The sequence below is a fragment of the Salipaludibacillus aurantiacus genome (assembly GCF_900111295.1).
In the GTDB taxonomy this organism is placed as follows: domain Bacteria; phylum Bacillota; class Bacilli; order Bacillales; family Salisediminibacteriaceae; genus Salipaludibacillus; species Salipaludibacillus aurantiacus.
Genome location: NZ_FOGT01000009.1, coordinates 61,282 through 73,758 on the forward strand (window position 1 = coordinate 61,282; position 12,477 = coordinate 73,758).

Sequence of the window (12,477 nt, forward strand, 5' to 3'; positions counted from 1 at the left end):
AAGAAAGGAGGATTTACCGTGGATTATGATGTGATTGTCATCGGTGGCGGGCTGGCCGGTTTGACAGCAGCTCTTGAATTATCCGAAAAAGGAAAACGCACGTTAATCATTGAAAAAAACGCTCATGCAGGCGGCCGGTGTTCCTCCTGGGACGACAATGGCATGATAGTGGAATCAGGTTTACACAAGCATTTAAGTTTTTTTAAAAATATGAAAGAGATCTTAAAGCGGGTCGGCGTTAATATAGAAGACCATTTTATCTGGCAGAAGGATATGGAAATCATCCTCCCTGACATAAACGGCACAGCAGTCTTCGGCACCGCTCCCTTTCAAGCTCCTAAAATTTTTATTAAAGGTGTCGCAGGCAATAAGAACCAGTTAACCAGGAAAGATAAATATTCGATTACATCCTTTATTTTTTCCGGATTAAAAGATTACATCTTTAACAGGCAGGTACTCGACCGGGTAAGCGTTCATGAGTACGCTCGAAAACTGAAGGTCACCGACCGGGCATATTCTTATTTGATTGTACCCTCAACCACCGGTATATTTTACATGCCTCCGGAAGAATACTCTGCGAAAGTGTACTTCGATATAATAATCCCTGCGATAACAAAAAGAGTTGGATTTTATACTGCTCCAATGGGAGAAATTATTGCCAACCCGCTCGCAGAAGGCGTTAAGTCAAGGGGAGGCGAGATCAGGCTTTCTACTAGTGTAGACAAATTAATTTATGAAGATGAGCAAGTAAAAGGCGTCAGGATACAAGGCGGGGAAACCCTTACAGCCTCCAACGTCATTCTTGCCACTTCCATTACACCGGCCCAGCGTTTGTTGCAAAAATGTGTTGGGGAGCATGAATGGTTTTCTTCAATTTTAAAGATGCCCTCCTCCTCAGCAGTATCTGTTCAATTTGAGCTGTCAAAGCCTGCTCTGTCAGACGATTTTATAAAATTTGGCCCTCATACGCTTCTTCCTGTTTTTGCTGAACAGTCACGTACTACTTTTAAGCACGTACCAGGACGTCTTTCCGTTGTGCTGGATCAAGCTGACAAAATGTTAAGTATGGAAGATGGGGAGATTTACAATCACGTCGCAGCTGACGCCAGGAAACTTGGAATGGATCTGGACCAGCTGATGACTGATTACAGAGTTCTAAGGCATGAAAACGAGCGCTTCCATATAGGACCAAATCACCAATGGATGAAGCCGGATCAGAAGACCCCTGTTAAAGGGCTGACCCTGGCTGGCGAATACACTAAGCAGCCTTATCACACGACCACTGAAGGGGCGGTTATCTCCGGGAAAAAAGCTGCTGAAGTGATACTGGGCAGATAGATTAAAATTGTTATTTGGCTTTTATGTCGTCACTTAGGCATTTGGTTACGAAAGCCAACATAAAACTGAAGCTAACCAAGAGGGAGGGCTGGCTTGATGGATGAAGATGTAATAATCATCGGCGGCGGATTGGCAGGTTTAACGGCTGCACTGAACCTGTGTGAAAAAGGATATCGCGTCCTGTTATTAGAGAAGAGAGGTCGCACAGGCGGCCGGTGTTCGACATGGAAAGACAAAGGCATGACTGTGCAGTCTGGCTTTCACAGGTATTTCAGTAATTACTCGGAAATGAAAAAAGTTATGCGCCAGGTCGGTGTTAATATAGAGGATTTTATTTTGTGGCAAAACAAAATGGATATCCTTATTCCTGATAAAAAAGAGACTGCGGTATTCGGAATTGCTCCTATTTCCTCACCCTTAGCTTTTCTACAAGGCATTATCGGAAACTCACATGTGTTATCACGCCAGGATAAATATTCTGTACTTAGATTTATTTTTTCCGGGATAAAAGATTTTATGGTTAATTCCCGCAACCTCGAAAACGAGAGTGTCCAGGGCTACGCCGAAAGACATAAAATAACGCCTAATGCCTATTCAACGCTCATATCACCTTCAACTTACTGTCTTTTCTTTTTGCCCCCGGAAGAATTTTCTGCTAAAGCTTATTTCGACTTTTTTGTTCCAGCATTGTTTGCCAGAATGGGAACCTATAAAGGCAGTTTGAAAGAAGTTGTCTCAGATCCGCTGACAGAAGGAATAAAATCAAGGGGCGGGAAGATTAAACTTTCTTCATGCGCAGAAAGGCTAATTATTAAAGACAACCAGGTAAAAGGTATTAAGCTTAACAGCGGCGATATATTAACCGCCTCTCATTTTATTCTTGCCACACCGCTTAGAGAAGCGCAGCCTTTACTAAGGGAATCTGTAGGAAGTCATCCTTGGTTTGCTCCAATGATAAATATGCCTACCACTTCCGGGTTAAGCATTGAAATAGATTTAAATGAACCTGCATTGGCACACGAAAGAATGACACTGGGCCCTCAAACCGCTCTTCTCTGTTTTGCTGAACAGTCGAGATCTGCCTTAAAGCATTTACCGGGACGCCTCTCGGCTCTTTTAGGACATCCGGAAAGATTGATCAACTTAAGTGATCAGGAAATTTATAAGTTGGTCCTCGCTGACGCGAAGAAACTGGGAATGGATCTTAAACCCCATATAATTAATTACAAAGTCGTCAGACATTCAGGAAATCGTTTTCATTCCGGGCCTGATTATAATTGGATGAGGCCGGATCAGAAAACCCCTGTTAAAGGATTAACTCTTGCGGGTGATTATACGAAACAACCATTTAATATTACAACAGAAGGAGCTGTCATTTCCGGGAAAAAAGCTGCTCAGGTGATCTTAGACGACAAAGAGAGGATATGATAAGAGCTGCTGCTCGCCGACACCTTAAAGAAGAGGCTGAGACAAACTAAAGACAAGTTTGTAAAGGACGAACAATAATTTTTATCAGACAGGCGGGTTACTTTTAGGTTTACAAATTATTAAATAGCCTCTGCTTTTTGATTGAAGGACAGAAGGCGGCGACGCCGCAGGGAGTAAGCGCAGTCTGAAGATCCAATTCAACGAAGCTCCAGGCTGAGTTGAATTTAGCTGAAGACAAGCCCCTGGGCAAGCGTCCGCCTGGCGGACTGAAATCACTCCAATTACTATTTATCAGAGTTAATTTTTTATTAAGTACAAAAGCGAAAAACCGAACAAAAATCATAAGATTTGTTCGGTTTTCTTTATGATTACTATTCTTTTGTCCCAGCCTCAACTCTTTAGAGATAGGCTGCTTAAGGCAATTCATTGCCTGCTGCCCGGTAAAGCCCGTACCATTCTTCCCTCGACAACTCCACGCCGGAAGCTTTAGAAATGTCTTTAATCCGCTCAGGGTTCATTGACCCGATAACCGGCTGGATATTGGCAGGGTGGCGTAAAATCCATGCAATAGCCATGGCAGAATCAGTTACTCCTTTTTTATCGGCCAGTTCCTGCAGTTTGGCATTAACTTCAGGATAATCACTGTTACCCACAAACACACCTTCTATCATACCATGCTGGAACGGCGACCACGCCTGGACAGTCATCTCCTTGAGACGGGAATATTCCAGTATACTGCTGTCCCGCACGATGGCCGGGTTATTTTGCATATTTACATTTAAACCGGCATCAATCATAGGTGTATGTACAATGCTCAGCTGAAGCTGGTTAATAATCAGATCATCCTTTAAATATTTCTGAAGCAGCTCAACCTGCATTGGATTCTGGTTACTAACTCCAAAGTAGCGGACCTTGCCACTCTCTTTCAGCTGCGTGAAAGCTTCAGCGGTTTCTTCAGGTTCCATTAAGGTATCCGGGCGATGAAGCAATAGTGTGTCCAGATAGTCCGTCTTAAGACGTTTTAAAATTCCATCTACTGAAGATAAAATATGCTCTTTTGAAAAGTCAAAAAACCCTTTTCTGATCCCGCACTTTGACTGCAGAAACAGCTGATCGCGGCTTACAGACGACATTTCCAAAGCTTCTGCAAACACTTTCTCGGAATTTCCTCCTCCGTAAATATCCGCATGATCGTAAAAATCAATCCCTGCCTCAAAGGACGTATCAATGACCTTGGCTGCTTCTTTTGCGCTCAGCTTGTCCATGCGCATGCAGCCTAAAGATATTTCTCCTGCTTGTAACTCACTGGTACCTAATCTGATTTTCTTCAAGAAGACACCCCATTTCAATTAATAGTCTTATTTTAACAGAACCTGCTTTCAAGAGTGACCCGGAAGATGACTATTTAAACAACTTTTTTGCTATTAAACGGTATGACTCTCTTCTGTCTTCCTGCGAAAAAGCTGTTGTCATAACCATTATTTCATCCGCTCGACTCGCAGACTGAATGGCTTGAAGTTCCCTCCCTGCCGTATCAGGCGATCCGATAATCATTTTCTGCTTCATTTTTTCCAATTTGTCTTTTTCGCTGTTGTTAAGGGGATACGCCGACGCTTCTCCGATCGATGGTACTCCTCGCGCGCCTTCGCCTTTCTCTTTTTGCAGCGACCATATAAGCGAGCTTAACGCCACTTCGTGAGCTCTCTTGTCCGTTTCTGCACAGACAGCCGAGACAGCCACCAGAACTTCAGGCTTGCGATTTTGTTCTCCACTTACAAAATTGTCAACATATTGGCTGATGACTTCTTCCATATCCTGATCACTCATAAAGTGTGCAAAGGCATAAGGCAGGCTTTTTTCGGCAGCTAAAAGGGCACTTTTTTTGCTTGTTCCGAGAAGCCATAATTCAGGGGCTGTTTCAGGGAGCGGTGCCGCTGATATTTTCGCCTCTTCCCCCCTTTGCCAGCTCCCACTGCTCATTAAATAACCCTCTAATTCTTTTATAAGCTCGGGCAGCTGCCACACTTTTTCTAAAAAATTGTCAGAAAGCGCATTGGTCACTTCAGCTGATCCGCCCGGGGTCCGGCCAATCCCGACGTCTATCCTCCCCGGAAATAACGTTGCCAGGGTGTTGTGAACTTCTGCAACTTTGAAAGGTTTGTAAAACGGGAGCAGCACAGCCCCTGTACCTAGCCGGATCGTCTTCGTGTGTGCTCCTATGTAGCTTAGCATCACTTCCGGAGCTGAACAGGCAAGGCCCGGCAAATCATGATGCTCAGTCATCCAGTATCTCGTAAAGCCCAACTTTTCTGCTTCCCGGGCCAAGGCGGCCGATTCCTCCAAAGCTTCCTGAGACGTCTGGCCGGATGACATGGGAGATGAATCCAACACACTCAGTTTCATTCCTACACCTTCTTTCACTTGTTAAGCATCTTCTACTGGTCGATTTCCGCTTTTAAACAAACGTTTATTTACTGGGGGAGCCCCCCTGTCATACTAGAAACCCCAGTATAATCAAAAGAATAATTGCCCCTGAATTTATAACCGGGTAAAGCGTACTTTTAAACACATGAGGATACCTGAGTTTACTTACTGTAAAAAAGACAATAATATTGCCGGTAAAGATGACTGCGATTAATATTCCGGCGGTTTCAATTGTTTCGCTCACGTTCAGAAAAGACAACATAATTAAAAAAACTCCTGAGACAGCTAATAAAGCGGTTATCTGGTGCCAGGCGATACTAAAGCCGGCTTTAGCCAGATCAGTCATATTTGATTGTTTCAAGTCTTTTATAATCCTTTTTTCTGCCCACATCGCATGCATGACAGCTGTAGAAGCCGCTGCCGCCCCTGCCAGTAAATAAAATATATTCATCTGCTGTGCCTCCAGCTTAAGATGTCTTTCTTCTTCCTTACCCGTTTTTTAAAATTTTTCCACTTGATTAGAAAGTAACAGGGAAAACTCATCTTTCAGCCAGTTTTTTTCCCTGTTAAAACAGGATTTCTATCTCTTTAAACTCCCCCTGCTTCTCCTCTCTTAAAACCGCTCATAAAAAAAACCTTGAAAGTCTGTACTTTTCAAGGCATTAATCAATTGGATCCGCTTCTTTTCCATTTTTAAATAGATCGTAAATCGCCATCGCATCACTCGGATGCTCATCTGAATACCTAGCAGGAAACAGGGCAAAAAATACATAGTATATTGAGAAGTAGACAAAATTGTAGAAAACAATATGTCCGCTGACCACATCAGCAAGGATTAATCCATTAACGAGAAGAATGGAAGCTATATTAAACAGTGATCCTCCCAGAAGAATTAATAAATGAGACCACCGATTATCAATATTCAAATCCTCTATCTGGCAAAAAGAATGCCAAAAAAACACTCTCCGGATTTCCATAGGCCCAAGATTAAACAGCTTCTTTCCTCCACCAATAGTAAAGGTGGATTTTCCGCCGAATATCCAGATAAAAAAGGAATGCCCTGCCTGATGGATGGCAGATATAAGCGGCAAAATAACCAGTAAGGATACAAAAAATATCCACAGGTCACTAAAAGTAAACATCTATTCTTCCCCTCTCTTTCAAAGAAACTAAAGAGAGGCAGCTTTTAAGGTTTTTCTCCGCATTTTATAAGCTAACAAACGGTAAGGTGTGGTGTCAAATATTAGAATTTCAAGAGATTGATTTCAATTTTGGGACTATAATATATCGGCCTCTCACTCGTGCTTCCGCTTTCCGAGTGACCCTTAACCCTTATCCTTACCCGTTTATAAACTCAAAAAAGGAGCTGCTTCAAAAGTATCCCTTTTGATCGCAGCCCCTTTAATACGTCATTCTTGTTTATTTCTTGCTCTCTGCAGCCCGGTCAGCTTTTTTGAATTCTCCACTATAATGAACTTCCTGGGCTGAGCTTAATCCATTATTTCTCTGATTGATCTGCTGGTGCGGTAAACTCTTATGATCCATGATCGATAACCCCTTTCATCTAGTAGTTATCAATCGCCTTTCCCGGCACAAGCCATGTTTAAACCTCATGCCCTTTCTCTTCCCGAGAAAAGGCATGATGGCTCTCTGATCAATACTTGAATTGCGCTTTAACTTCAGCGTTAACGGTAATTTGGCCAGGTTCAATAGGCGTTGTTTCTCCCGGTGCCGCGGCGACGAATGTCTGGTACGTCACCGGAGGCTCTCTCTGCTGTTCGGTAACTTTCACCGGGGTGGGATCGATAGCGACATTCATTGTACCGGCCAGTGCCGAGGCGTTCCCTATGGCGTTTTGCAGTGCTAGGCTGAGCGCCTGCCGGTAATAACCTTCCTGGTCGTCCAGCATGAACTGGATATTTGATATCCTGTTCACCCCATTTTCAACGGCAGTCTCTATTACCTGGCCGACCTGGTCAATATCCCGGATAGTCACCGTGATGGCGTTTCTCACTTGAAATGTTCTGAACACCTGCTTCCCGTCGATGTAATCATACAATGGGTTAATACTGTACGCCGCAGTCTGGATATCTTCTCTCGGAATCCCCGCCTGCAGAAGAGCCTCAATCACCTGATTCATAATGAGCGTATTTTCCTGCTGAGCTTCCATGAGCGAGTCGCTTTCTGTCACCACTTCCAGCTGGATACTGACAGTGTCAGGTTTAACTGAAAGGCTTGCAGAGCCATTGACCGTCATCAGACGTGAAAAGTCTTGCCTTGCCGGTACCGGATAAGGGTAATACATCCTGATTCCGCCTTTCTCAGTAGGTTCTTTCAATGTATATGCTCAGGCAGGCGAAATCATTTTCACTCTTCTGTGTTTTACTGTTTAACCTTTATCCGCTTGTTACTTTCTGCGTCCCATTCCTCATCAGTCGGTGGATATGTTTTTTTCAGCTGAAAAGAGAGAAGCAGAGCTATAACTGTTAAAAAGCCGATCACTCCGAATGCTATGATGGCTCCGAAGATATCGGGGTTCGCAATCTCTGTCCTCTCACTGGCTGTCTGAGCACTGGTCGTCATCGTCGTAACAAGGACAGCAGTTCCGATAGAAGCTGCCATCTGACGCATCGTATTACTTACGGCTGCCCCGTGCGGAATCAGTTTCCGTGGCATCTGATTCAGCCCTGCCGTATTAACCGGCATCATAACCATCGAAAAACCGAACATACGGATGGCATACATCACGGCCAGGTAAACGAGGGAAGTCGTGGTATCTATGAACAGAAAGGCGAACGTGGATATCGTCATCAGGATTAATCCTGGTACTGCCAAGGCTTTTGCTCCAATTTTATCAAAAATCCGGCCGGTGATAGGGGCCATTAATCCGGCAATCAATGCACCCGGAAACAAAACAAGCCCTGCCTCTACCGCGGTAAAACCACGCATATTCTGCATATAAAGAGGAATAAGTGTTTCCAGCCCGATAAGCCCCATAAAGCCGATACTGGCAATAATCGTTGAAAGCGTGAAAACCCGTTTTCTAAACACCCTGAACTCAAGCATTGGGTGAGCCATACGGAGCTGGCGTATAATAAACAAACTAACGGCAACAACTGCGACGGCCAGCACGATGAGTGTCACCGGGTCGCCCCATCCGTTATTCCCTGCGCTCGTAAATCCGTAAAGAAGCCCTCCGAAACCTAACGAGGACAGCATGATGGAAACCGGATCAACCTTAGGGTTTTTAAGCTCAGTCACATTTCTCATATAAAAATAAGCCACTACCACCATAATAACCGCGAGTGGAAGGATACCCCAGAATAAATAGCGCCATTCGTAATTTGAGGTGACCCACCCGGAAAGAGTCGGACCAATCGCAGGCGCAAACGAAATGACCAGCCCAATATAGCCCATCGCCGTCCCCCGTCGTTCCACAGGGAAAATTAACAGGAAGACAGTCTGCATCAGAGGAAGCATCACACCTGCTCCAGCAGACTGAATAATTCTTCCTGTAATTAAAACCTGAAAGTTCGTGGCGATACCGCCAATCAGGGTTCCAATCATAAAAATACCCATTGCTGTCATAAACAGCTGTCTGGTGGTATATTTTTCAATCAGAAAAGCTGATACAGGGATCATAATCCCGTTTACAAGCATAAATACAGTGGTCAGCCACTGGCCGGTATTGGCAGTGATATTCATTTCCTCCATAATAGGCGGAATCGCAGTAATCATGAGTGTCTGGTTCAAAACAGCAATAAAAGAGCCTGAAATAAGCAATGCCGCAATAAGCACTTTACTGTAATTTTCATTCGCATCCATTAGGAAGTCCCCTCTTTTTACATGTAAATCTATTATTTCGGCTCTGTTAAACTTTGATGTTGTTCGATATTCATCTTAAACAGAGCCTGTTTATCAAACAACGAAAGCGCCGGCCATGCTCTCAAGGATACGCGATGAGCTTGGAGGCGCTTAATATAATTGCTTAATACTTTTAATCTTTCGTGTTACTAAAAGAAAATTATACACCTTCTGCGGGAAGGTGACAAATAGAGGAGTGTCTGTCCACATTTCAGAAATTCAAGCTGCCCTTATACTCCAACTTTATTTTCTATGGCAACTGTTTGCCCCGAAGCATCTGATTCGAACGCCGCTTCCAATAAACGCATAACCTGAAGAACCTCTTCATTTTTTACGAGAATATCTGCTGTTCCTTCAATAGACTCTTTCACGTTCAAATAAAATTCATTGATGTGTGAATCGACTCGGGGGAGCGGCAGATGACGAACAGTCCCGTCATCACGGCGGGGCGCCATCGTCTTTGTGAGGCCTGCCCCTGCTGTAATTGGAACGGCATCCTTTTGTTCGTCTGTCTCTAAATGAACCACTTCCCCTTTCATCGACCAGTCATGGATCACCGCTGAACCTCGCGTACCATTCACGTACCAAAGTGGGAGATTAATATAATTGTATGTCCCGACTTCAAGAAACGCTGTCCTTCCGCTCTCAAAAGTAAGTGTCATTTTAAAGCCGTCGTCCACTTCATTGTTACGAACGTGATTTAATTTACAATAAACGTGACTAACCTTTTCATTAAACATTAATAGAACGCGGTCGACGAGGTGCACGCCCCAGTCAAGAAGCATTCCGCCGCCAAATTCTTTTTGCTGGCGCCAGTCCCCAGGAATGCCGCGTGACCCATGGACCCGGCACTCTACATTAAAAATTTCACCAATCGTTTGTTCATCGTGAAGCTTTTTTACAACTAAGTAATCCTCATCCCAGCGCCGGTTCTGGTTTACAACAAACCGCCGGCCTGTTTCCTTTTCCACTTCAATGATCTCTTCCATCTCCCGGCTGTTCATTGTGGCAGGCTTTTCGCAGATGACATCCTTGCCTGCCCGCATTGCTTTTACGGCAATCTCTTTATGAATATGGTTTGGTGTCGCAATAAGCACGACATCAACTGTTTCGTCAGCCAGTACATCTTCTAATTCCGCATAAACATGGAGACCTTTATTACGAGCCAGGTCCTGCTGTGAGTCACGAATATCCCGGATGCCTGCCACGTCAAAGGCCTCAAGCTCCAGTAAATGATCGGCGTGATGCCCGCCCATTCCACCATATCCGACGATGGCCACTTTGCATTGTTGGTTCATACTTTTCAATCCTTTCTCTTAAGCCCACCACATATCGGAAGGCTGCTCGCGAATGATCACATCATCCAGATTTTTTACAGCTCGTGAAAAACCTTCGTCAATAGACATAATAGGATCTTCATGCTCAATACTTACAACGTAATCGTAACCGTACGTGCGCAGGGCGCTGATGATATCCGACCATTCCTGCATGCTGTGCCCGCATCCGACAGAGCGGAACGACCACGCCCGGGACTGAACCTTTGAATATGGCTGCATGTCCGTTAACCCGTGCATATTTACGTGATCCTGATCAATATACGTATCCTTCGCGTGGAAATGGTGAATCGCATCTTCTTTCCCTAAAATCTTTATCGCGGCAACTGGATCAATCCCTTGCCACCAAAGGTGGCTTGGATCCAGGTTGGCTCCTATCGCCTTAGATGTGCGCTTTCGAAGTTCCAAAATCGAATATGGGGTATGAACCAGAAATCCGCCGTGAAGCTCGAGCCCGATTTTCACATTATGCTCTTCAGCAAGCTGACCAATTTCTTTCCAGTAAGGGACTAATTTTTCTTCCCATTGCCACTCCAAAATATCTGAATACTCACTTGGCCAAGGGGAAACTGGCCAGTTCGGATATTTTGCCCCTTCGTGATCCCCCGCAGTACCAGAGAATCCGTTCACGACAGGCACATTCATCAACGAGGCTAATTTAATCGTTTTTCGTAAGATCTCATCTGATTCTTTTGCAAATGCCTGATCCGGCGTAATTGGATTTCCGTGACAGCTGAAGGCACTGATAACGATGCCGCGATCATCAAGCGCTTTCTGATATGCCTGACGGGTCTCTTCACTTTCCAGCAGCTCATCCACATTACAGTGAGCATCCCCCGGGTATCCTCCTGTACCGATTTCTACAGCGTCCAGGCCTGACGCCTTCACTTTGTCCAGCATTTCTTCAAATGACAGCTTCGAGAATAATACTGTAAACACACCTAACTTCATGTCATACACCCTTTCTGTCTGATACTATAAAAATAGAATTCTTCCTAATAAAATAGCTATATTTAACCTGCTGGTTGTCTGCTACCAAGGCTAATCGATTTTTACAATCGTCTTCGTTTCATTTGATTTTAAAGCCCCCAGAACCACTGCCAATGATTTCATGCCTTCATCTCCGGATACAGGTGAGGTGCTGCTTTTTTCAATCGAGGTTGTAAAGCGGTTAATTACGTCACTGCTCGTCTGTCCGCCGCTGTCATTTGACTGGATGCCGCCAAGCTGGTACTTGACTGCTTCTCCTGTCTCGTACTGGACGATCAGAGAGTAGTCCGGATCATCTTCCAGCCGCATAATCCCTTTCTCTGCGTAAATGACTGTAGAGTTATCTTCACCCGCTGTATAAGACCAGCTGGCTGCAAGGGTTCCCACTGTTCCGCTTTCTGTTTTCAAAACACAGACGGCATTATCATCTACATCACTGTTTTCTTTCGCACTCGTTTCCACGAAAGCCCCTACTTCAACAAATTCTTCTCCCAGGATGTAACGCATTAAATCGGTTTTATGGACACCTAAATCTCCCATTGTTCCAATAAATGCCTTTTCCTTATCAAAAAACCAGCTGTCTTTACCGTCCACGCTCCATCCTTCCGGACCGCCGTGGCCGAAAGTGGTGCGGAAACTGTAAATCTTGCCAAGTTCTCCAGAGGCAATTAATTGGCGGGCTTTTTCGTGTGAAGGAACAAATCGTTGATTATGGGCAATCATTAATTGCTTGCCTGCTGTCTCAGCAGCCTGTATCATTTCTTCTGCTTCTTTTATGGATGTTGCCATCGGTTTTTCACAAAGAACGTGCTTCCCCGCTTCCAGACTTGCAATTGTTACCGGTGCATGCAGAGCATTTGGCGTACAGACGCTTACGGCATCAATCGCACTTTCTTTTAGTAACTCGCGGTAATCGGTATAGGCTTTCGCCTTATACTTCTCAGCAATTTCACTGGCTCTTGATTCAATTATGTCGCAAACAGCCGCAATTTCTACGTTCGACTGAGCTTCATATTCCGGTAAATGACGGAACTGAGCGATGCTTCCACACCCTACAACTGCTATTTTTAAAGTGGTCATATGATTGTTCATTCCTTTC

At 44.5% G+C, this 12,477-nt stretch carries 12 protein-coding genes; 2 read left to right on the forward strand and 10 right to left on the reverse strand.

Going from position 1 to position 12,477, the window contains the following annotated elements:
* Positions 1-18 precede the first annotated feature (18 nt).
* Entirely contained in the window at positions 19-1,338 is a 1,320-nt protein-coding gene (locus BMW59_RS12185) for a hydroxysqualene dehydroxylase (RefSeq protein WP_177174332.1), read from the forward strand.
* A 96-nt stretch (positions 1,339-1,434) separates the two neighbouring features.
* Complete coding sequence (locus BMW59_RS12190) at positions 1,435-2,766, forward strand: hydroxysqualene dehydroxylase (protein ID WP_093052408.1); 1,332 nt, start codon at positions 1,435-1,437, stop codon at positions 2,764-2,766.
* A 413-nt stretch (positions 2,767-3,179) separates the two neighbouring features.
* Here the strand turns inward: BMW59_RS12190 and BMW59_RS12200 are convergent, their stop codons facing one another.
* The 10 genes from BMW59_RS12200 to BMW59_RS12245 form a co-directional block, all read right to left on the reverse strand.
* Positions 3,180-4,097 (reverse strand): aldo/keto reductase, encoded by a 918-nt coding sequence (locus BMW59_RS12200; protein ID WP_093052414.1) that lies wholly within the window; start codon positions 4,095-4,097, stop codon positions 3,180-3,182.
* 70 nt (positions 4,098-4,167) lie between these two features.
* Positions 4,168-5,169, reverse strand: coding sequence for an LLM class flavin-dependent oxidoreductase (locus BMW59_RS12205; protein WP_093052417.1), 1,002 nt, complete (start codon positions 5,167-5,169; stop codon positions 4,168-4,170).
* An 88-nt stretch (positions 5,170-5,257) separates the two neighbouring features.
* On the reverse strand, positions 5,258-5,641 hold the full coding sequence (locus BMW59_RS12210; RefSeq protein WP_093052420.1) for a hypothetical protein: 384 nt from the start codon (positions 5,639-5,641) through the stop codon (positions 5,258-5,260).
* Between the two features lie 211 nt (positions 5,642-5,852).
* On the reverse strand, positions 5,853-6,332 hold the full coding sequence (locus BMW59_RS12215) for a hypothetical protein (protein ID WP_093052423.1): 480 nt from the start codon (positions 6,330-6,332) through the stop codon (positions 5,853-5,855).
* 277 nt (positions 6,333-6,609) lie between these two features.
* Positions 6,610-6,735, reverse strand: coding sequence for a YfhE family protein (locus BMW59_RS12220; protein ID WP_093052426.1), 126 nt, complete (start codon positions 6,733-6,735; stop codon positions 6,610-6,612).
* 109 nt (positions 6,736-6,844) lie between these two features.
* The gene (locus BMW59_RS12225; protein ID WP_143051235.1) at positions 6,845-7,528 is read right to left on the reverse strand and encodes an SIMPL domain-containing protein; all 684 of its coding nucleotides are present in this window, start codon (positions 7,526-7,528) and stop codon (positions 6,845-6,847) included.
* A gap of 44 nt (positions 7,529-7,572) precedes the next feature.
* Complete coding sequence (locus tag BMW59_RS12230) at positions 7,573-9,015, reverse strand: MDR family MFS transporter (protein ID WP_093052432.1); 1,443 nt, start codon at positions 9,013-9,015, stop codon at positions 7,573-7,575.
* Between the two features lie 269 nt (positions 9,016-9,284).
* Positions 9,285-10,352, reverse strand: coding sequence for a Gfo/Idh/MocA family protein (locus BMW59_RS12235; RefSeq protein WP_093052435.1), 1,068 nt, complete (start codon positions 10,350-10,352; stop codon positions 9,285-9,287).
* 18 nt (positions 10,353-10,370) lie between these two features.
* Positions 10,371-11,339: a sugar phosphate isomerase/epimerase family protein gene (locus BMW59_RS12240; protein ID WP_093052438.1), complete on the reverse strand. Its 969-nt coding sequence runs from the start codon at positions 11,337-11,339 to the stop codon at positions 10,371-10,373.
* Positions 11,340-11,429: 90 nt separating this feature from the next.
* Positions 11,430-12,458: a Gfo/Idh/MocA family protein gene (locus tag BMW59_RS12245; protein WP_093052441.1), complete on the reverse strand. Its 1,029-nt coding sequence runs from the start codon at positions 12,456-12,458 to the stop codon at positions 11,430-11,432.
* Positions 12,459-12,477: the final 19 nt, after the last annotated feature.